The organism is Psychrobacter sp. CMS30 (assembly GCF_904846565.1).
GTDB lineage: Bacteria > Pseudomonadota > Gammaproteobacteria > Pseudomonadales > Moraxellaceae > Psychrobacter > Psychrobacter maritimus.
In genome coordinates this window covers 42,905-64,776 of record NZ_CAJHBF010000001.1, presented here as the reverse complement: position 1 = coordinate 64,776, position 21,872 = coordinate 42,905, and the positions used below count along the sequence as shown (strand labels likewise).

Sequence of the window (21,872 nt, the reverse complement as noted above, 5' to 3'; positions counted from 1 at the left end):
AGATAGAACTTGGATGGTCTTGACGATAAACGATACCCTAGCAGTCAGTTATTGATAAGGAAGGGTTGAAGCAAGGCTGTTAATATTAATCTGAGCACCAACCATTACATTTGTTTTATTTATTATTAAGGATGATTATGCACGCTATTGCCACTTACCAGTATGAGACATTACAAGTCAGCGCCAATGACAATATATTAACGGTGACTATTAATCGACCGGAAAAAAAGAACGCCATGAGTTTTAAAGTGGTCGAAGAGTTGATAGCGGTCGCCGGTCGTATCAGTAAAGATAAAAGTATACGCGCAGTGATTCTTAATGGCGCTGAAGGCACGTTTTGTGCCGGTATCGATTTAGGCGATTTAAACCACCCCAAAAACCAAGCCTTTGCGCTATGGGAGCTTATTAAACCTTGGCAAAGCCTATTTCAACGCGTCTGCTTGGTTTGGCGTGATGTGCCCGTGCCAGTGATTGCGGTTTTAGAAGGCTATTGTATTGGTGCAGGCTTACAACTGGCGCTGGCTTGTGATGTGCGTATTAGCCATCCTGAATGCAAATTGTCTATTATGGAAGCCAAGTGGGGGCTCGTACCTGACATGGGTTTGACGCAATCAGGGTTTGGTGTCGTACGCGCTGATATCTTAAAGGAGCTGGCAATGACGGCTCGTACCGTGAATGCCGAGGAAGGCAAAGCGCTTGGTTTGGTCAGCCATTGTAGTGAGACGCCACTTGAGCAGGCGCAAAAGCTTGCCGCTGAGTTTGCTGAGCGCTCACCCGATGCGGTGCTAGCAAGTAAGCGCGTTATCAATGCGATGTTCCAGCAGCCAGCCACGACATTATATAAAGAAAAAGTTTGGCAGTTAAAAATGATGTTTGGTCGCAATCGTAAACTGGCGCTTAGAAAAGCCAAACAAGCCAGTACCGCTTTTGGCAAACGTCAATTCCGTTAGAAAAATTAGCCATGTCTTGATAGATTGTTTTAGTTACACAGGTTTGTTTTATTCACATCAAGCGTCTATTGAATTACAAGCAGATAGTGCAATATAGCATTATCTGTTTTTCTAGACTGCTTGCGTCACTGCCTGTCAGTAGGCATGATTGTTTGTAGAAGTCATTTTTAACAAAGCTTGGTTTAAAATAAAAGCTTATTAAAATTACAAAACAAATCAGGCATCAATAATAAAATAATAATCACTCTATCATATGGTCTAATTATGTCTGCTCCAAAATCCTCCCTGCCTAATAAACCGAATGCTGCTGACCGAGTGCGCTCTGCCGATTTGCCTGTTGCATGGATTATGATGCTTGGGCTTATCGTTGCAGTCGGGCCATTATCGATTGATATGTATTTGCCTGCATTACCATCGATGGCAGAGGATTTTGGTGTCTCGACTGCGTTTATGGCCAACTCCGTTCCAGCTTATTTTGTCGGTTTGGTATTTGGTCAGCTGTTTTATGGTCCATTTAGTGATCGCGTTGGACGCGTCAAACCTTTATATATCGGCATGACTTTATATGTGATTGCCTCGATTATTTGTGCCACCACCGATAATGAATACGTATTGTTTGTTGGTCGTACGTTGCAAGCGCTTGGTGCTTGTGTTGGTGCGGTTGTTACCCGTGCTGCCATTCGTGATCGCCTGACTGCCAAGCAAACAGCGAAAGCCTTTTCTATCATGATATTGGTGATGGGTTTAGCGCCGATATTAGCGCCGTCATTGGGTGCTATATTTTTACAATTCTTTAGTTGGCATTCTATCTTTTGGTTTTTGGCGGCCTTTGGCACGCTAAACTTATTACTCACCAAGTTTTTCTTTTTTGAAACGCTCACCGAAGAAAACCGTAACGTTCGTCCTGCCAAAGAAGTATTGAGCCAATATTGGGATTTATTAAAGGATCCGACTTTTAATTATCCAGCGATTGGTGGCGGACTATTGATGGGGGCGATGTTTGTCTATATTAGTTCTGCTTCTGAATTAATCATGGATACCTACGGCATGTCAGCGACACATTTCGGTTGGTTGTTTGGCATGAATGCGGCAGGGTTTGTGGGTTTAACCCAACTTAATCAATGGCTGACCAATCGTTTCCGCATTTTGAGTATTCTGCGTTTTGGTGCGATGATGCAAGTTATCTCGGCTGGGGCACTGTTTGGGATAGGGCTAATCTTTGGTACCGATGCATGGTTGCCGTTGGTCTTGGCCTGTATTTTCTTCTGTATTGCCGGTTTGGGTTTGACGCAGCCAAACGCATCGGCGATTGCGCTCGCTTTCCAAAAACGCCGCGCTGGTATGGCAAGTGCTCTACAAGGCTCGTTGATGTTTTCGGTTGGTATCTTCGGCGGCTTATTATTAAACTTATTCCCCGTTAATCCGGTATTGAAAATCGGTATCGCGATGTTTGCGCTGATGAGTCTTGGTACTTATTTAATTTGGCAAATAGACCGTAATTTGAATTTGGATAATGCGGAGTAGTTGAGCAACAGCGCGATATAATAATAGTAGAAGTCACTCTCACTTATATGATAAAATACAGCCCAGCTATTTTTTAGCATTTAGTATTATTCTTTACGTTCAAATCATAGCTCATTTTTTAAACCAACCCATCAACCAATGACACACACATCATGGCAAAAAATTGCTGGGTGTTTGGCGACTTGATTAATTTGCCCAAAGTTACTATTGGCTTAATGCGCTATTGATGAGCATTAACAAGGGCAGATGCGTGTCGCTAGATAGGCAGTTTTTGTGATGTGGAGGCATAACCCAACCAACAGGACATTTAACATGGCTACAAAGAATCCAACCAAAATCGAAATGCGCGACTTACTACAAGCCGGCGCTCACTTTGGTCACCAAACACGTTTTTGGAATCCAAAAATGGGTCCATATATTTTTGGTGCCCGTAACAAGATTCACATCATCAACTTAGAGCACACAGTAAAAGCGTTTAACGAAGCATTGACTTACGTAAACGGCCTAGCTGCTAAGAAAAACAAAGTATTGTTCGTGGGTACTAAACGCGCAGCAAGCGGTATCATCGCTGAGCAAGCAGCTCGCGCTGGCATGCCATACGTTGACCATCGCTGGTTAGGTGGTATGTTGACTAACTGGAAAACACTACGCCAGTCAATCAACCGTCTAAAAGAGCTAGAAAAACAAGCAGAAGACGGTACTTTCGCTAAGCTTACTAAGCGTGAAGCGTTAGAGCGTACCCGTGACATGGAAAAACTTGAGCGTTCACTAGGCGGTATCAAAGACATGGGCGGCCTACCTGACGCAATCTTCGTTGTAGACGTAGATCATGAAGCGATTGCTATCAAAGAAGCTAAAAACCTAGGTATTCCAGTTATCGGTATCGTTGATACTAACTCTAACCCAGATAACGTTGATTACATCATCCCAGCTAACGATGATGCTATCCGTGCCGTGACTTTGTACGTAACTTCTATGGCCGATGCGATTATCGCTGGTAAAGAATACGCACAAACTCAAGCTGGTGGCAAAGCTGACCAAGAAGCACCTGCTGCTGCTGCTGAAGAAGCGCCAGTTGAAGCTAAAGCTGAAGAAGCTGCTGCAACTCCAGCAGAATAAATCGCTGACCGCTAAGGTTTAACTTTGTAACGGTGTCTTGATAGTTATCTTATCAGCATTCATATAAGGTTATTAACAGCATATAAGCTCATAAAAGGCATGATGTAGTTTTACTCGTCATGCCTTGCTCTTAATGGTTTATGGTCAAAATTAATAAGCGTGTCATGATTGGGCGAGTATTATCGTCTATACGAGCCACATTGCTTTTTTGATGATATAAATAATCATTAAATATGAGTGGTTTTATTAAGGCTTAAGTCTAATATTAAGAGTAATGTTTACTTAATATTAATCAAGTTATCGAATAGATTTTAAGCATACCCCTACATAACAATATTCATGTATATAATAAAAGGTAACTCTTATGTCAGAAGTAAAAGTATCTGCCAAAATGGTAAAAGAATTGCGCGACCGTACTGGTCTTGGCATGATGGAATGTAAAAAAGCGTTAGAAGAGTCAAATGGTGATGTTGAAACTGCCATTGATAACCTACGTAAATCAGGTCAAGCGAAAGCGGCTAAAAAAGCCGGTAACATCGCAGCTGACGGTGCTATCATTATCGCTCAAGGTGACAACAAAGCATTCTTGTTAGAAGTTAACTGCCAAACTGACTTCGTTGCAAAAGATGAAAACTTTACTGCATTTGCAGAAAAAGTCGCAAACATCGCGCTAGAAAACAATGAGACTGACGTTGCAGCTATCTCTGCATTGCCTTATGGCGGTGGTCAAACAGTTGAAGAAGCACGTGTATCTCTAGTACAAAAAATCGGTGAGAACATCCAAATCCGCCGTGTTGAAGTACTTGAAGGCGCAAACATTGCTGCATATCGTCACGGTCTACGTATCGGTGTGGTTGTATCTTATGAAGGCGGCAGTGCAGACACTGGCAAAAACCTTGCGATGCACATTGCAGCATTCAACCCTGTTGCAGTAGATGATGAAAGCGTAGATGCTGATGTATTAGCACGCGAAAAAGACATCATCGAAGCAAAAGCGAAAGAGTCTGGCAAGCCTGACAACATCGTTGAAAAAATGATCGAAGGTGGCTTACGTAAGTACCTAGACGAAGTAACGTTACTACGTCAACCATACGTGATGGACAATGAGAAAAAAGTTGGTGACGTATTAAAAGCTGAAGGCGTAAAAGTACTTGATTTCAAACGTCTAGAAGTTGGTGAAGGCATCGAGAAGAAGCAAGAAGACTTTGCTGCTGAAGTTGCTGCCGCTCAAGCTGCTAGCAAGTAAGCTTTAAGTAATATAGAACAAGCAGTATAAATCGTAAAAAAGCCCGTTATTGATATAACGGGCTTTTTTGTGTTTGTTTACTTCTGCAAGATTTAAAAGATAAGCTATCTATGCTGAGTATAAATATTAATGATCAGTATTAACGTAGTGCTAAGTAAGCAGAATTGGCGTAACTGGCACTGTTGGTATTACTACTGGTACCATAACTGACATTTTGCATACCACTGCCGTTAGTGGTACTAGTAGCATTATTGGCATTCATGGTTTTGCCTGATAACGCTGAATCATTTTTATATAGGCTATGATAACGACTCATCACACTTTTGACATAATTACGCGTCTCTTTAAACGGTGGAATGCCATTATATTTATCGACGTTACCTTCACCAGCGTTATAACCAGCCACGGCAAATTCAACGTTATTGTTAAAGCGGCGCATCAGCCAAGCGATATATTTCGCTGAGCCTTCGATGTTATCGGCAGGATTCCATGGATTACTGACCTTAAAGCGGCGGGCAGTCGCTGGCATCAGCTGCATCAAACCTTGGGCACCGACAGGTGAGCGAGCATTGGGATTAAAGGCAGATTCGGTATGCATCATAGCTTTCATCAGCGCAGGATCTACGCCATGACGCTCGGCTGAAGCACGAATATAGCTGTCATAGGAGTTGCGGCTGCCGCTACTACTTGCAGTGCTGCTACCGTAATCCGCATTAGTATTGCTACCGGCATTGTAAGCGTTAGAATCTTTATAATAGGTGGTTTTTACTTTTTTGTTAAATTTATCAAAATTACCGCTAGGATTGACGTTGGTAAGGAGTACTTGTCCGCCTTTGTCTTTGTAGATATACATATTGCCTGCTTGAGCGGCGATAGGGAGGCTAGAGAGGGCAATAGCCGTCAGTAAAACGGGAGACAAGCAGCGCGTCATTAAAGGTGCAATATTTATCATAGGGTTATCACTTTTTATCGAGTAATAGCAAATTGCTTTGCCTATAAGCGCGTCAGGTCGCGCGTCAAAGCGGTTATCGCGTCTGTAGGATTTTATAGTAACCAAATATGGCAACTACCTACGAATTCACGTCTAACAAAACCACTTGCAATAGATACAAAAAATAATAGTTGTTTACTATAACACAAAATAAGTTTTTGCCACATCTGAATGCGTGCACGCGCAGTCAAAAGCTATTTTAATTTGTAAAAAAATTTGAATGAAATCAAGATGGTAATAGAAGGGATGCTGCTCAGTAGCTTATAATGGCGAGGTTTTTGCCTTTATATTTGTGGTAAAGACCATCAAGAAATGGCGGTAAAAAATTCCATAAAATATGAATAATTTAGCTAAAAATCAAAGCCCATCAAGGATGATGGGCTTTGTGTTTACATTTAACTTAAATCATTTTAAGACGATAACGCACTAATAAAGATAGGTACCCAAATAGCGGTAACCAAACCATTAACGGCCAAGCCAAAGGCGGCATAACGTCCAGCAGTATGACTGATTTGCCACGCTTCTACGGTGCCAAAGGCATGCGCTGCTAAGCCAAGTGCTAAGCCTTTGGCGCGGTCATCGTCAATACCGCGAAATAAGAAGCGCGCTAGGGTACCACCAATAAGTCCTGACACAATGATAATCAGGTTTGCCATCGCCAGTGGCGCTTTAATCAAATCCGCCACACTGAGACCAATCGGTGTGGTCACTGAACGGGTGGCAAATGCTAAGATGGTCTCGTTACTCAGTGAAAATAGATAGGCCAGCGACATGGGTAGCAAGGCGCCAACCACGCTCGCCAACGCCACAATCATGGTGAGCTTTTTAACCGGCAAGCCTTTAAAGTTCATCGCTGCCAATGGTACGGCCAGTAATACCGTCACATAGCCTAGGAGGTGATCGAATACCGGTTTTGCCACGCTGTAATAATGGTTGTAATCCCATTGCAAAATAAACAAAAATAGCAGCACTAATACCAATGCGGTGATGACCATTGGCAACCATGACAGCTTGCGTGCGAGGACGCGGGCAATAACGTGCGCTACCAAGGTTAATAATATCGCAGCAAGGGTTGCGGTAAACATACTATCAAAACTCATAACATTGCCTCGTCCCTACAGCTTAATGCTGTCCCTTCTGCTTGTTGGTCGTATTCAGATTGTCGTTAAGCGTATTGTCTGTATCGCCGCTGTTATTAAGAGAGCGATTGGCAAGGATAGCCAGTCCCCAAAGCGGGATAAGTGTACTGATAATCATCGTCAGCATCACACCCCAAAATTCATCGCCTAATGCGAATAGCAGCAAGCCTGCACCGGCAGAAACGGGCAAAAAAGCAAAGCCACTATCAACCAATAAGGTGTTACTTGCTTGGGTTAGCCAACTGGGCAGCCCTTTTACCAGTCGCCAAACCATCAAAATAACAAACATCGTCAGCAGACCAACGATATTGGCGGCTTTTTCGATACCGGCCCATTGGCAAACAATAACGGCGGATTCACGAACCACCACAACCAGTATCAGCGTCAATATTAACGCCATCCATAAGGGTATGTTCGAAGAAGAGGAAGGCTTCATAAGCAATTTTGGCCAAATAAAATATAACAAGAGAAGGTATAAATGGGAGCTAATAAAAGTACATAGCATTTAATGCTGTGACTATAAAAAATCCTACTGCATCAATAGCTAGTAGTATTAATAACTGCGCAACTTAGCAACTGAGTGTTACTGGTATTATTTTTCGGATGCGTTTTAACATAGAGATTCTAACAGCTGCTTTTTAAATGTAACATTTTAACGCAATCATAGAGCCTGATTATATAGAGAGTAGGCGCACTAATAAAGCCTAAGCGTAGATTGCAGGTATGATAAGGGTATGAAGCAGTTTTAAATCTCTCATACAACAGTAACTAAGCACAGGGCATATAAAAAGGACGCTATCAAATAATAGCGTCCTTTTCTTAAATATCATTTAGAGTAAATGGTTTGAGGCAAAGCTGCTTAACTCTGCGAATCAGATTCTTGTGCCGCAGAATTTAACGCTTCAAACTCGGCAAAGGCATTTTCTTCTTCTGCCGTTAAAGATTCTTCTTCTCCAGTGTTAATGTCTTCATCAATCTGTTCAAACTCTTCAAGTATCGGCATTAGCAATGTTGCCTGTGCCAACGGCAAGACATCTAACGGTTTTAAATTGGCTTGACCTAATAGCTGCTTAAGCCTGTCGCTTGGCAGACGAATGGTTAAACATTCATGACCATTATCATCATAGCTTTCTTCTAAAATCACGCCAAGCTCATACAAGGTGTTTTTAAATTGACCCGCATTATAAGGTAGGGTCAAATCAAAGGTGGTCAAAGTGCCCATTAATAGCTGCTGCACAGCAAGTGACAGCTCTTCCATACCTAAGTTTTCGCGAGAAGAGACATAAACCCGATTTGGCTGACCTTCCTTAGCATAGCCAATGTGCGCAGGCTCATCAGTGATATCAATTTTATTGTAAACGTTGAGCACAGGCACATCGTTGTCGATTTCAGCAAGTACGTCTTTTACCGCTTGAATCTGCTCGTGCATATCTTCACTAGACGAATCGATAACATGCAGTAGTAAGTCGGCTTCTAACGTCTCTTCTAAGGTTGCATGGAACGACTCGACCAGTTCATGCGGCAGATGACGAACGAAACCAACGGTATCGACCAAAACCACGCGACCGACGCCTTGCCAGTCTAAACGGCGCAAGGTCGGGTCAAGGGTGGCAAATAATTTGTCCGCTGCGTAAATGTTTTCATCAACCAAGCGATTAAACAGGGTAGATTTACCCGCGTTGGTATAACCGACGAGTGAGATAGTCGGCACGTCTGATTTTTGCCTACGCGCTCGTCCTTGAGCACGAGTTTGGCGTACTTTTTCAAGTTTGGTTTTTAGCTGGGTTACACGCACTTGTAATAAGCGGCGATCTGTTTCAAGCTGGGTTTCACCCGGTCCACGTAGACCAATACCACCTTTTTGGCGCTCCAAATGCGTCCAACCACGTACCAAACGTGTCGATAAATGATTCAGCTGCGCAAGCTCAACCTGTAGCTTACCTTCGTAAGTACGGGCACGCTGGGCAAAAATATCTAAAATTAAGCCTGTACGGTCAAGGACGCGGCATTGTACCAAAGCTTCAATATTACGCTCTTGTGATGGCGATAAATTGTGATTAAAAAGGACGATATCAGCGTCGTGTTCGCGTACCAATTCTGCTATTTCTTGTGCTTTACCGCTACCAACGAAGTATTTGGCATCAGGACGTGCACGTGAGCCTGTGACCAGTGCCAAACGATCGGCACCAGCCGAATCTGCAAGTAGCTCAAATTCATTTAGATCATCAGGATCTTGAATTTGGCGGATGTCTAAATGTACTATAATGGCGCGCTCGCCACCTTCATGTCTTTCAAAATAATCCAAAGAGTATCACCTATGTTATTAAGTAAATAGATGGCTAATATCGGTTTGTTAAGCGTCGCTATAGCCTTCGTATGACCCTCTATATGTGGTCTTATCACTTGATATTAAAGCGTATTAAGGCAATTAGCCATACTTTTATGTTACAGCGTTTATTATTAAATGTTTTAATAATGAAAGTATGAGGGTTTTCGGAAAGAAGCTATTAACGACAAGGTTGGCTTTTCTAAACGTGCTAATCTGTCGAGCGGTGGTAAAGTAAAAATGAGAGGCGTAAAAATGAGCTGATAGCTAACTATTGCAAAATATTAACAAAAGCCACTCATAACTCAGTGTACAAGTCGTCACTGAATGAATAAATTTTGTTATACTCATGACGCTTGTTTACGAGATATAATCATACGTTTTTTAAGCAATGAGCTTTTTAGCCATATAAGCTATTTTAATAAATAGGCTTTTTAATAAATAAGTTTTTAACCACGAGGGACACAGATGAGCCAATCTAAGTCAGGCTTTTCACTCAAACAGCAATTAGGTCGCGGCAAACAAATCGCTGGCATGACCACCACTATCGCTGGCGGACTACGCGCCGCCCAACGTATTGGTGCCTTTAAACAGCCACCACGCGAAAAACTGCCGCGCTATATTCAAGCGTTTTGCCGAAAAATGGCAGGTTCTTTTGGCGTACAGGTCGTGGCAGTCGAGCGCGTAGAGCAACACCATGGTCTATGGGTTTCTAACCATGTGTCATGGATGGATATTCCGGTAGTGGGTACGTTGAGTCCTGCTTTTTTCTTATCAAAAGCTGAGATTGGTGATTGGCCGATATTTGGTAAGTTGGCGCATGCCGCAGGGACGGTATTTATCGAGCGTGGTTCCGGTGATGCTGGCACGGTCGCTGCCCAAATTGCTACCTTTTTAACCAAGGGCTTTTCGGTTATCTTTTTTCCAGAAGCGACCACCACCGATGGCAAAAAAATTAAGCGTATCCACGGCACCTTGCTACAAGCAGCGATAGATGCGGACGTTCCTGTACGCCCGCTAGTGATTGCTTATGTGAATAAGGACGGCACTTTGAGTGAAGCGTTACCTTATTACGGTAAGCTGACGATGAAACAAAGTTTAAAAAAGGTGCTTGATAGTAAAGATGTGACGGCTTTTGTCTTACCGCTTGAACCGATAGATCCTAAAGGCTTGAGCAAAAGTGAGCTGACCGATTTATTACAAGCGCATATGCAGGAAGGTTTGGCGGAGTTACACTCACGCGTATTAACGAAAGTAGCTAAAGTAGCTAAAGTAGCTAAAGTATAAGCAAGCATCAAACGGTCTAAAATAGAAAAGCTTTAATAGAAAAAGTAGTCATAAAAAAGGCGCAAATCTTAGTAGTCAATACTAACGATTTGCGCCTTTTTCTTTGCTATACCAATACCTGAGCGTCAGGTTATTGAAAGCTGAACAATATCAATCTATGACCACGTAAAATTATGGTGACGGATTAGGATGCTGGGTATGTACCGCTTCGATAGCAGCTAAGACGTCTGCGCTTAAAGTTAAGTTGATGCTATCAATATTGGATTGCAGCTGCTCAGTGGTGGTCGCCCCGATGATATTACTGGTGACAAACGAGCGCGAATTGACAAAGGCCAATGCCATTTGCGCCATATCCAAACCAGCATCTGCTGCGATTTTGGCATATTTGGCGGTGGCTGATAGTGCTTCTTCATTGGTATAACGAGCAAAGCGATCATACATCGTCAGGCGCGCGCCAGTAGGACGTTTACCGTCAAGATATTTACCAGACAATACCCCAAAGCCGAGCGGCGAGTAGGCAAGTAAACCGACATTTTCACGATGGGCAATCTCTGCCATGCCAACTTCATATACGCGGTTTAGCAAACTATAAGGATTTTGCACCGTGATAGGCGCGATTAAAACATTTTTTTCCGCTTCCCACAGATAGCGCATCAGACCCCAAGCGGTGTCATTGGATAGTCCATAAGCACGAATGCGACCTTTTTTAATCTCATCATTTAGTGCTTGGATAGTCTCTAAAAAAGGCGTCAAGTCATCTAGCGGCTGCGCTGCCATCTCTTCAGTATAACCGAGCTGGCTAAAATAATTGGTTTGACGCTCAGGCCAGTGTAGCTGATAAATATCAATATAGTCTGTCTGCAGGCGCTCAAGATTGCCATCGATAGCGCTACTAATATGCACGGCATTAAAACGCGTTTGACCGTCACGTAAAAAATTCATCGGTGATATTTTACTGGCAAGAATGACCTTGTTACGCTGTTTGGTTTTGTTAAACCATGTGCCCATAAAGCGTTCGGTATCGCCTTGTTTGTCTTTATCAGGCGGTGATGGATACATTTCAGCGGTATCCCAAAAGTTCACGCCTGCACTAAGTGCCATGTCCATCTGAGCATGCGCATCGCTTTCGCTATTTTGCTGTCCCCACGTCATCGTTCCTAAGCAAATTTTTGAAACTTTTTCATTGAGTTGCGGCAGTGTTTGATATTGCATGTATCTGTCCTTTTTGATTTTAATACAGAGCTATTTTTATACTACATCAGCTTGATACCCGTGACGCCCGGTGGGGTGACTTGGAATATTTTTACTTTAAAAAGTACCGATTGACCAGCAAGTGGATGGTTGAAATCGACTTCTACTTCGTCATCATTGATGGCACTAATGGTACCGGGCAGAGTGTTTTTGCCTTTGTCTTCAAACTCGACCAGCATACCGATTTCAGGATTGTCAGCGACCAAGGCAAATTGGGTGCGGCTAAAATGCTGGATGTTATCAGGATTCCACTCACCAAACGCTTGCTCAGGTTCAAGGTGAGCGCTACGCGTATCGCCAGCCCGTAGGTTCATCAGCACTTGCTCAAAGCCTGGCAATAAGCTCTCATCGCCAATCGTCAGCGTCACTGGCGCATCGCGGTTAAAGGTTGAATCAATCATCGTACCGTTTTCTAGCGATACTTCAAAATGCAGCTTCACAAGGCTGCCGTGAGTGATACGAATGTCTTCATTAGGCGTGATAAATTGAGAGTCGGTCATAGTAATGTGTCTTTTATAGAATAGGATTAAGAGGGTTAATTATAATAGAGAGTTTAGCATAGCCTATAGACTAAACCTCTTGATGTGACGGATATGTGTTAGGCCACTTTTATAAGCTGTTACCGATATTTTTACCAATCTATTTCATATGTCTTTTTAAAAAATTAATAAATACAATGCGTTAATATCTCGACTAAAAATTATAAACAATTAAAGTTGTTCAAGAATGAAATTAAGTTGACATTATCTTTCTTAATGTATATAAATGTAAACTTAATTTAAGCAACGTAACTTATCTATTAATAATTGTAAGTTAAACAACTTCTGAGATGATTATGAAAAAAGCGGTTTTAGTAATTGGAATGTTCGCATTATTGGCTCAAGGGTGTGCTACGCCACATGTTGTACAAACTAAAAAGGTAAGTGATGTTAATTTATCTTGTCAGCAAATTCTTAATGAAATAGCTGAAGCTGATGACTTTGAGCAAAAAGCACGTGCTGAGCGTAAAGCGACTGGTAAGAATGTAGCTGCCGCAATTTTATTTTGGCCAGCTTTGATTGGTACCTATTCTAATACTGAAGAAGCTATCAATGCGGCAAAAGATCGTCGCAATAATTTGACCAACTTGTATGAGCAGAAAAAATGCCGTTAATACCTTAATGTCTTGTTAAGGTATTTTTATGGTCACTAAAAAGCTAAGAGTAAAGCTCTTAGCTTTTTTTATGAGTGCAGGAAAGTTATATACTAGTTGTAAAAATAATCGATGATAAAAAACTATGAATATGAAAACGAAAAACCTAAGCACTAAACAACAAGGTCATATTAAAAAATGGCAGGACGATAAAGGTTTTGGTTTTATCGAAACCGCTGTGGGCGAGTCGGTATTTTTTCATGTTAGCGCGTTTAAAGCCCAGCGTCGTCCCGAAATTGGCGAGCAAGTGGTTTTTATAGTGAGGCAAGACAATCAGGGTCGCTTGCAGGCAAAGGATGTGCAAGAGCTCAGCTTTGTGCAGCAAAAAATGGCGCAAAAGAACCGCCAAATCCGGCAGCGGAATCATAAACGCAGCGCCCAAGCCGACTTTGAAGCAGGCCAAAAGAAACGCTTGTTTCTTGGCATTGGCTTTTATGGGGTTTTAATTTTATTGGTGGTCATGAATAAGCTAAACTGGCTGGTACTTGCTTGGTACGCGGTATTAGGCGTCATAACCTATGGCATGTATGCCAAAGACAAAGCTGCTGCTCAAAGTGGTGCTTGGCGGACGCCTGAGTCAACATTGCATCTGCTAAGTGCGCTTGGCGGTTGGGTTGGGGCGATGGTCGCGCAAACCTACTTGCGTCATAAGTCGCAAAAGCCTGAATTTCGTATTACTTATTATTTAACTGTGATTATTAATTTGGCAGGATTGTTGTTTATATTGGCGGGTAAAGACTTTGCATTCTTGGCAAACTTGCCATTTGATTAAGTTTTAGCATATACAGTGATTAAAGTATTGAATAACTGCCTAACTCGTCATTATTAAATGCTAGTTTTAACCAAATGACTATCTATTGCTAACTGATAGATGACAATAGCGGCTTTTATTATTGTTATGATACTTGAGAATTAAATAGAACCATTTGAATACTTAACGTAGCAATAACTTTAAAGAGGAAACTAATGAGTAATAACAATAATAATGCTAACGAAGTTGATTTAACACAAGATATTTTTACAGCCTTAATCGACAATCATGAGATACAGCGGGCTTTATGCGATAAGCTTGAAAGCACGAAAGATGAGGCGCAGCGTAAAGCCATTTATGAAGAGTTAAAGCTTGAATTACACTCGCATGCGGCGGCAGAAGAGCGCCATTTATATGTGCCCGTCATGCAGCATGATGATGGGCTTGATTTGTCTCGGCATGCCATTACTGAGCATCATGAAATGGATGAGATGATGGAAACCTTGGATGATGGGCGTATTGGTAAAGAGAAGTGGGATAGCACCTGTGCAGATTTGATTCATAAGGTACGCCATCATTTAAAAGAAGAAGAAAACAAGTTTTTTAAAGAGGCGAAAAAGATTTTAGATAGCGACTTGCAGCAACGCCTTGGCTCATTGTATCAAGTTGAGTATGCTGAGTTTAAGCAAACACATGCAGATGATGCATGATTACGTTGTTTTAAATGTATGAATGAATTGCAACGTTCAAAATAAAAAACCACTATTGCTAGTGGTTTTTTTATGTTTAATGATTTTATAAATATCGCTTTAAATCGACTCTAACACTTGTTTATAAACAGCGGCATCGCTGGCTGAAAAGCAGCAAAAGATAACCTCGCGGATAGAGAAATTAGTCGCCTGTTCTAGAGCATTTAACACATAATTTTGCACTGTATCAATTGCTATTTTGGTTGCTTTATCCAGCGGGTAACCATAAACACCGGTACTAATAGCGGGGAAGGCAATGCTGGTAAGATTGTGCTTGACGGCTAAATCTAGTGAGTTTCGATAACAGTTGGCAAGTAGCTCTGGCTCATGTTGATTGCCGCCATGCCAAACAGGGCCTACCGTGTGAATCACATATTGACAAGGCAGCTTAAACGCTGGACTGATTTTAGCATCGCCTGTCTGGCAACCATTCAATGTACGACAAGATGCTAATAACTCACGTCCAGCTGCCCGATGAATCGCGCCGTCTACACCGCCGCCGCCAAGCAAACTTGAATTGGCAGCATTGACAATGACATCTATATTTAACGTAGTGATATCAGCTTGTATCACTGATAAAGTTACGGTATTACCACTATTATTATCATCAATGTCGTCAGACGCTGATATTTGCTTCTGGGTAATAGGTTTTATTGGGTTATTAGACGTTTGACTATCAGACATGGCAGCAACCTTTTTATATTGAACTGATCATACTTTAGCGTTTTTCGCGCCATTCGACTATAGGGCTTACGTTATCGATAAGATTCGATATGCTATCTCTCGACAAAAACGCAAAAAAAATAGGCTACCGATTTGGTAGCCTATTTACAAAGTCATCTTATTTATATCATTTAAGCATCACGCTTTTTTTCCAAAAACAGCATATCAATAACAATCAACGCCACACCAATACAAATACCGATATCGGCAATATTAAAGATTGGATAATGCCAAACGTCCGCATAATGCACATGGATAAAGTCAATCACGTGACCATGTAGCAAGCGGTCAATCAGGTTACCAATGGCGCCGCCAAGCACCAAGGCTAGACCCAATGATAACAACTTGGCTTTACGCGGTGCTTTCACCAAATAGCCGATCAAAAATAGCGACATGATCAATGCAAGTCCAGCAAAGAACCACTTTTGCCAACCTGCTTGATCTGCTAAGAAACTAAACGCCGCGCCATAATTGTAAGCAAGCGTCCAATTTAAAAACGGCTCAATCACGGGCACTGGCTCGAGGAAGTTTAGCTTGGTTTCAGCCAACCACTTCGTCCACTGATCAATAATAATTACAACCAGTGATAGCAAGTACCACATAAAAGCGCGACTGCCATTAGCAACCATTTTTGGTGTCTTATTCAGGCGACTTTTGGGTGTGGTTGAGCTGCCCGTGGTCGCATGGGCAGGTTTAGGCGAATGATCAACATCCACCTGCGGCTGCTTATGTTCCGATGAGTCTGTCGGATTAGGCGTAGAGTTAGGCGCTGATTTAGGCATAATGGCGCACCTCGCCGTCGCCGCTGACGTTGGTCACGCAGCGTGCGCATAACTCTGGGTGCGTACTATCTGTACCGATATCATCGCGGATATGCCAGCAGCGTACGCATTTAGTACCAGTGGCGGCGCTGACTTCGACTATTAAATCGACTGATTCATCGGCATTGTTATCAGTTTGGGCAGTATTGTTTTGACTGTCAGCAGGGGCAGCGCTCATTGGCTTCAAAGTTGCGCTACTGGTGATTAGCACAAAACGTAGCTCTTCGCCAAGCTTGGCCAAGCTTTCATGCATCGCACCATCGGCATATAAATCAACGCCAGCAGATAAGTTGGCATTGATGATTTTTTCACCGCGTGCGGTTTCGATATGTTTATTGACCATATCTTTTGCCTGCATGATACGTTGCCAGTCATCGGTACTGATGGCGCTTAGCTCAAACTCTGGGAAGGTATACCATTCTTCGGTAAACACGTATCCTGCGTCATTGCCGTTTTTACCTTCCAATACTTCCCACGCTTCTTGCGCGGTGAATGACAAAATCGGCGTAATCCAACGAATCAACGCATGAGCGATATGGTAAATCGCCGTTTGCGCAGAGCGACGCGGCTGTCCATCAGTTTGGGTCGTGTACTGACGGTCTTTGATAATATCTAAATAGAAGCTGCCTAAATCCTGCGAGCAAAACGCAGTGATATGCTGGGTGACTTGGTGAAAGTCCATCGCATCATAGGCGCTAATGATTTGTGCTTGTATCGTCTGCGCACGCTCAATGATAAATTTATCAAGGCTGACCAGCTCATTAATATCAACGCTATTGGTCGCTGGATCGAAGTCATCGGTATTAGCCAGCAAGAAGCGCAAGGTATTACGGATACGGCGATACATATCGATGGCGCCTTTAAAGACCGTTTTACCTGCGCTCATCTCATAACGATAATCGCTCGACGCAATCCACAAACGCAGCATATCCGCGCCGGTTTTATTGATCTCGTCTTGCGGCGTGATGATATTGCCAAGTGATTTACTCATCTTGCGGCCGTTTTCATCGACGACAAAACCATGGGTCAACACTTGCTTAAACGGTGGGCGCTCGTACATCGCCTCAGAGGTAAGTAGTGACGTCTGGAACCAACCGCGATGCTGATCAGAACCTTCTAAGTACATATCAGCAGGATTGGTTAATTCATCGCGCTGCTCAAGGACGGCAAAATGCGTCGTTCCTGAGTCAAACCAAACGTCTAACGTATCCGTTGCTTTATCATAATCAGCGGCTTCTTCGCCTAAGAAATCTTCACAGCTGGCATCAAACCAAGCTTCTACGCCGCCAGCATCGATTTTTTGTGCAGCAACTTCCATCAGCTCAAGCGTATTAGGATGCAGCTCGCCGGTTTCTTTATGAGTGAAAAAGGCAATCGGCACGCCCCATGTACGCTGGCGTGAGATACACCAATCTGGGCGACCGGTCATCATCGCTTCGATGCGGTTTTGTCCCCATGCTGGCGTCCAGTTGACCTTAGGGATATCGGCAAGCGCACGCTCACGCAAACCTTTGGTTTCCATATTGATAAACCACTGCGGCGTTGCACGGAAAATAATCGGCGATTTATGACGCCAGCAATGCGGATAGCTGTGCTCAATTTTGGTATGGCTGATTAAATGACCGTTATCATTTAAGGTAGCGATAATTTGCGGATTGGCTTTATAGATATGCTCGCCTGCAAATACCGCCGCGCTCTCTAAATAAACGCCCGTACCACTTACTGGGTTTTCAACGGGCAAGTTATATTTCAGGCCAACGATATAATCGTCAAGACCGTGACCAGGGGCCGTATGGACGAGGCCAGTACCGCTATCGGTGGTCACGTGATCGCCTAGGATTAGTGGTACTTGGCGGTCTGCAATCAGTGGATGCTGGGCGCGCAGACCTTCAAGCTCGCGTCCTGATACCGTTGCCAATACGCCTTGATTGCTAAGTTTAAGCTCGCTTAATGCGGTTTCGACAAGTTCAGCGGCTAGTAACAAGTTACCTTTTTCAGTTACGACCACACTATAGTCATGCTCAGGATGTACGGCGATTGCTTGGTTAGCAGGTAGCGTCCAAGGTGTCGTGGTCCAAATAACGGCTGCGATATTGCCGTCAATTGCACTTAATGCTGCAACCTTTTCGGTATCAAGCACATCAAAGCTCACATAAATAGCGTCAGAGACTTTGTCTTGGTATTCAACTTCGGCTTCAGCTAGGGCAGAGCTACAGTCTAAGCACCAGTTAACAGGCTTCATACCGCGGGTTACGTGACCGTTGTCATAAATTTTAGCAAGTGCGCGCACGATATTGGCTTCTTGATGGAAGTTCATCGTTAGATAAGGGTTGTCCCAATCACCAAACACGCCTAGACGTTTAAAGTCTGCCTTTTGCAGCTCAATCTGCGTGCTTGCATACTCGCGGCATAGACCACGAAATTCGGTCGCAGAGACTTTTTGACCGACTTTGCCAACTTTAGCTTCGACCTTTTGCTCGATAGGCAGACCATGACAGTCCCAACCTGGCACGTAAGGCGCATCAAAACCCGATAAGGTTTTTGACTTCACGATAATGTCTTTTAATACTTTATTGACCGCATGACCTAAGTGAATCTGACCGTTGGCGTATGGAGGGCCATCATGCAAAATGTATTTGGTCGCACCTGTACGCGCCTGACGAATTTTGCCGTACACGTCATCCGCTTCCCATGCAGCCAGCCAATCTGGCTCACGTTTGGCAAGGTTTGCACGCATCGCAAAAGGCGTATCGGCAAGGTTTAGGGTGTCTTTATAATCTTGGCTTGGTGTATCGTTACTTTTATCAGTCATAGAAGGTGTCTTATAAGATGATGGTTAGAGGTTGCGTTTGAAATTCAGGCTTAAGGTTAAATATAATATGGGGCCAAATATTTGATAATCGATGCTAGCCTTTTGCTTAAAAAACTTTACTTAGAAGATATTGCTTATAACGTGTTGCTTATGAATTGCTTATAAAAATAGTTACGTCCATCATAAATACTAATGAGACGATTGCAACAAAAAATATCTTTAACAGATAGCAGAATAATGAGAAAAGTGAATATGATAACGGCAGCTATTATATGACAAAACGCGGAGGGTAAAAAGAGCTGACCAGTATCGCCCTGTTTTTGGCCAAAACCAAGCACTTATGCCAGCATCAATACCTTGTCTATTAAATCATACGTCTGGAAAATTTGATTGTCTATTTATTAGATTATACCTAATGGGCTAAGCGCTAAAAAACTTCTGATAACCATAAGCGCAATTTCAGCGACCAAAGTGGCTGCATACCAGTCAAGCCTTGCGTCATTTCACCATCTTTTAGAACGACATAAGACGGCGTGACTTGCCCTTGCCAATCCGCGAATATCTCACCTTCTTGGTCATTGACGGTGGTAAATTGATAATTATGTTCAGCAAGGTAGCTGTGTAGCTCTTGGTCAGAGCCTGATTTAATCGCAATGGTTACCACAGGATAGTCATTTGCTGCGGCAAGCTTATCTATCGTCGGCGAGGTCACCCGACAAACCGGACACCAGGTTCCCCAAAAATATACCAACGTTGGCTTATCCCGACTCATTGCTGCTAAGTCAACGCTCTGCCCTTGATAGTCGGTCAACTGCAATTGCGGATTGGCTGGCATGACCGGTTGGCGCCACCAGTTAATAGCGGTATAAATGACAGCAAATACCAAGCCATAGATAAGCAGATTTTTAGCAACAGACAATATCTTTTGCTTTGGCGTTTTTTTTGGCGTCTCAAGGCTTTTTTCGATATCAAGGTTTTTTTCAGTATTAGAATCAGTCGTCATAGTGGCTGCTTTTTTGCTCTCAATGTGTTTGATAGATAAAAATAAACGGCTGAATGGTCAGCCGTATTATTCGTAAAATCTATGGAACTGTTATGAGTGGTTACTTTTTAAAATAACCGCTTTTTAAAATAACCGCTTAAGGTTTTTGCGCACGGTCTTGCAGTGGATCGCCGATAAGCACGCTGCCTGAATTTTCACGACGCTCTTCATCGGTCAATTTGCTTGCTGGAATTTTAGCCTTTCTCTTCCATTTTAAGCTAAACAAATCATCACGGCGGTCAAGCAGGTTATGCACCGAGCCTTCATTACGAACATGAATAAGCTTGTCTAAGTTTAAATCAGAGAAGAATACCATTTCGGTATTGGCCGTGGTTTCCGCCATAATCGCATCATGCGGGAAAGCAAAATCTGACGGTGAGAAAATAGATGACTGTGCGTATTGGATATCCAAGCTTTCAACTTGCGGTAAGTTGCCGACTGAACCACAAATCATCACATAGCATTCGTTTTCAATCGCCCGAGCTTGGGCGCAGTGGCGTACGCGCAGATAGCCGTTCTGGGTATCTGTCCAAAATGGGACGAACAAGATATCCATGTCATCAAGCGCCATCAAACGAGCAAGCTCTGGGAACTCAACGTCATAGCAAACTAGGATACCGATACGACCAGCATCGGTATCAAATACTTTGACTTCGTCGCCGCCTTCAATCACCCAAGCGCTACGCTCATGCGGGGTAATGTGAATTTTGCGCTGCTCTTCAACCGTACCGTCACGGCGGCATAGATAGCTGACATTATACAAGGTATCGTCGTCGTCCAAGAACGGCATAGAACCGGTGATGACGTTGACGTTATAGCTGACCGCCAAATGCGAAATCTCGTTTTTAAACCATTCGGTATAACCGGCCAAAAAGCGAATCGCCACATTTTGATCAGTTGATTCACACAAACCCATTAACGGCGCGTTAAAGAATTCTGGCAAACAAGCAAAGTCAGAGTTGTAATCAGCCATAATATCGACGAAAAATTCAACTTGTTGCAACAGCTCTTCAGGCGACTCAACTTCACGCATTTGCCACTGAATACCGCCGATTCTGACCTCTGATTTACGCGTATTGGGCTTATAATCCTGCGGCTCATAATAAATATTTGCCCATTCTAGTAAGGTCGCAAAACCTTTAGATTGGGCATCATCTGGCAAATAAGCCGTCAAAATACGTTTAACGATAAAGCCATTTGATAACTGAAACGACAGCGCAGGGTCGTGAATTTCACGAGCTTCAACGGCTTCAATATATTCACCAGGGGTCAAATCTTGGTGATTGTGATAATTGGGAATACGACCACCGGCTAAGATAGCACGGAAGTTTAACTGGCGGCACAGCTCTTTACGCGCATCATAAAGCCTGCGACCTAAACGATAACCACGATATTCAGGGTCGATTAACGCATCTAAGCCATAAATAGCATCGCCATCCGGATTGTCTCTAATAATCTCTTTATGACCAATCAAATCATCATAAGTATGCGGGTTAGAAAACTTGGTGTAATCAACACGCATCGATAGCACAATACCAATCAGCTCATCATGGTCAAAGAGCGCAATTTGTCCTTCAGGGAAGGCGTCAATTAAGGTATGAATGGTGTTTTTTGACCATGCACCGCCTAAGTTGACATAAACGCGATCCATTAAGGCTTTAAGTTGTGGATAATCTTTTTTCTTAATCTCAGCAATGGTGAGGTGAAAGTCGTCTGGTTTTTCTATCTTACTCATAATGTTCCTGTCTGTCGTTGCTATAAATCAGTGATAATAAATCAGTGGTAATAAATCGGTGTGAATAATAAAGCGATATTCATAGATGTTGATAAAGTGAGTTATAAAAACTCGGCAGTAAAGGGCGTAATAAGCGGTTTGATATTGCTGCATTTACTAAATAAAAAAGCTAGCAACTCATTTTTGCTATAACTTTTCAGATAATAATGTCGAG

General features: G+C 42.9%; 19 protein-coding genes. 8 read left to right on the top strand and 11 right to left on the bottom strand.

Annotation, left to right across the window (positions count from 1 at the left end; all coding sequences use genetic code 11):
• Positions 1-137 precede the first annotated feature (137 nt).
• The 4 genes from JMX94_RS00275 (at position 138) to tsf (ending at position 4,839) form a co-directional block, all read left to right on the top strand.
• Positions 138-950: a crotonase/enoyl-CoA hydratase family protein gene (locus JMX94_RS00275; RefSeq protein WP_201562206.1), complete on the top strand. Its 813-nt coding sequence runs from the start codon at positions 138-140 to the stop codon at positions 948-950.
• 264 nt (positions 951-1,214) lie between these two features.
• Positions 1,215-2,474, top strand: coding sequence for a multidrug effflux MFS transporter (locus JMX94_RS00270; protein ID WP_201562204.1), 1,260 nt, complete (start codon positions 1,215-1,217; stop codon positions 2,472-2,474).
• 312 nt (positions 2,475-2,786) lie between these two features.
• Positions 2,787-3,593 carry a 30S ribosomal protein S2 gene (rpsB, locus tag JMX94_RS00265; protein ID WP_201562203.1) on the top strand — a complete coding sequence of 269 codons (807 nt, stop codon included), beginning with the start codon at positions 2,787-2,789 and terminating at the stop codon, positions 3,591-3,593.
• A gap of 364 nt (positions 3,594-3,957) precedes the next feature.
• Entirely contained in the window at positions 3,958-4,839 is an 882-nt protein-coding gene (tsf, locus tag JMX94_RS00260; RefSeq protein ID WP_201562201.1) for a translation elongation factor Ts, read from the top strand.
• Positions 4,840-4,978: 139 nt separating this feature from the next.
• Here the strand turns inward: tsf and JMX94_RS00255 are convergent, their stop codons facing one another.
• The 4 genes from JMX94_RS00255 to hflX all read right to left on the bottom strand — a co-directional run bounded on the left by JMX94_RS00255 (position 4,979) and on the right by hflX (position 9,274).
• Positions 4,979-5,791, bottom strand: a complete 813-nt coding sequence (locus JMX94_RS00255; protein ID WP_201562199.1) for a lytic transglycosylase domain-containing protein — start codon at positions 5,789-5,791, stop codon at positions 4,979-4,981.
• A 449-nt stretch (positions 5,792-6,240) separates the two neighbouring features.
• Complete coding sequence (locus JMX94_RS00250; protein WP_201562197.1) at positions 6,241-6,930, bottom strand: LrgB family protein; 690 nt, start codon at positions 6,928-6,930, stop codon at positions 6,241-6,243.
• 22 nt (positions 6,931-6,952) lie between these two features.
• Positions 6,953-7,405: a CidA/LrgA family protein gene (locus tag JMX94_RS00245; RefSeq protein ID WP_201562195.1), complete on the bottom strand. Its 453-nt coding sequence runs from the start codon at positions 7,403-7,405 to the stop codon at positions 6,953-6,955.
• Between the two features lie 423 nt (positions 7,406-7,828).
• Positions 7,829-9,274, bottom strand: a complete 1,446-nt coding sequence (gene hflX / locus JMX94_RS00240) for a ribosome rescue GTPase HflX (RefSeq protein WP_201562193.1) — start codon at positions 9,272-9,274, stop codon at positions 7,829-7,831.
• Between the two features lie 489 nt (positions 9,275-9,763).
• On the opposite strand from hflX, the gene JMX94_RS00235 reads away from it, so the two are divergent.
• Positions 9,764-10,582: a 1-acyl-sn-glycerol-3-phosphate acyltransferase gene (locus tag JMX94_RS00235; RefSeq protein WP_201562191.1), complete on the top strand. Its 819-nt coding sequence runs from the start codon at positions 9,764-9,766 to the stop codon at positions 10,580-10,582.
• A gap of 171 nt (positions 10,583-10,753) precedes the next feature.
• On the opposite strand, the gene JMX94_RS00230 is transcribed toward JMX94_RS00235, so the two are convergent.
• A complete protein-coding gene (locus JMX94_RS00230) occupies positions 10,754-11,794 on the bottom strand; it encodes an aldo/keto reductase (protein WP_201562189.1) in 1,041 nt (346 codons plus the stop codon).
• A 41-nt stretch (positions 11,795-11,835) separates the two neighbouring features.
• Positions 11,836-12,333 carry an FKBP-type peptidyl-prolyl cis-trans isomerase gene (gene fkpB / locus JMX94_RS00225; RefSeq protein WP_201562187.1) on the bottom strand — a complete coding sequence of 166 codons (498 nt, stop codon included), beginning with the start codon at positions 12,331-12,333 and terminating at the stop codon, positions 11,836-11,838.
• Positions 12,334-12,668: 335 nt separating this feature from the next.
• On the opposite strand from fkpB, the gene JMX94_RS00220 reads away from it, so the two are divergent.
• From JMX94_RS00220 to JMX94_RS00210, 3 genes are all read left to right on the top strand, one after another.
• A complete protein-coding gene (locus JMX94_RS00220) occupies positions 12,669-12,986 on the top strand; it encodes a hypothetical protein (RefSeq protein ID WP_201562185.1) in 318 nt (105 codons plus the stop codon).
• A gap of 124 nt (positions 12,987-13,110) precedes the next feature.
• A complete protein-coding gene (locus tag JMX94_RS00215; RefSeq protein WP_227673447.1) occupies positions 13,111-13,797 on the top strand; it encodes a DUF1294 domain-containing protein in 687 nt (228 codons plus the stop codon).
• Positions 13,798-13,991: 194 nt separating this feature from the next.
• Positions 13,992-14,486, top strand: coding sequence for a hemerythrin domain-containing protein (locus tag JMX94_RS00210; protein ID WP_201562183.1), 495 nt, complete (start codon positions 13,992-13,994; stop codon positions 14,484-14,486).
• 99 nt (positions 14,487-14,585) lie between these two features.
• Here JMX94_RS00210 and JMX94_RS00205 read toward each other — a convergent pair whose 3' ends face one another.
• From JMX94_RS00205 to JMX94_RS00185, 5 genes are all read right to left on the bottom strand, one after another.
• On the bottom strand, positions 14,586-15,209 hold the full coding sequence (locus JMX94_RS00205; protein WP_201562181.1) for an O-acetyl-ADP-ribose deacetylase: 624 nt from the start codon (positions 15,207-15,209) through the stop codon (positions 14,586-14,588).
• A gap of 170 nt (positions 15,210-15,379) precedes the next feature.
• Positions 15,380-16,030 carry a signal peptidase II gene (gene lspA / locus JMX94_RS00200; RefSeq protein ID WP_201562179.1) on the bottom strand — a complete coding sequence of 217 codons (651 nt, stop codon included), beginning with the start codon at positions 16,028-16,030 and terminating at the stop codon, positions 15,380-15,382.
• Positions 16,023-18,881, bottom strand: coding sequence for an isoleucine--tRNA ligase (gene ileS, locus JMX94_RS00195; RefSeq protein WP_201562177.1), 2,859 nt, complete (start codon positions 18,879-18,881; stop codon positions 16,023-16,025). Before ileS ends, lspA begins: the two co-directional genes overlap by 8 nt.
• Positions 18,882-19,308: 427 nt before the next feature.
• Positions 19,309-19,884 carry a protein disulfide oxidoreductase gene (locus JMX94_RS00190; protein ID WP_201562175.1) on the bottom strand — a complete coding sequence of 192 codons (576 nt, stop codon included), beginning with the start codon at positions 19,882-19,884 and terminating at the stop codon, positions 19,309-19,311.
• Positions 19,885-20,020: 136 nt separating this feature from the next.
• Positions 20,021-21,658, bottom strand: coding sequence for a carbon-nitrogen hydrolase family protein (locus tag JMX94_RS00185; RefSeq protein WP_201562173.1), 1,638 nt, complete (start codon positions 21,656-21,658; stop codon positions 20,021-20,023).
• Positions 21,659-21,872 lie beyond the last annotated feature (214 nt).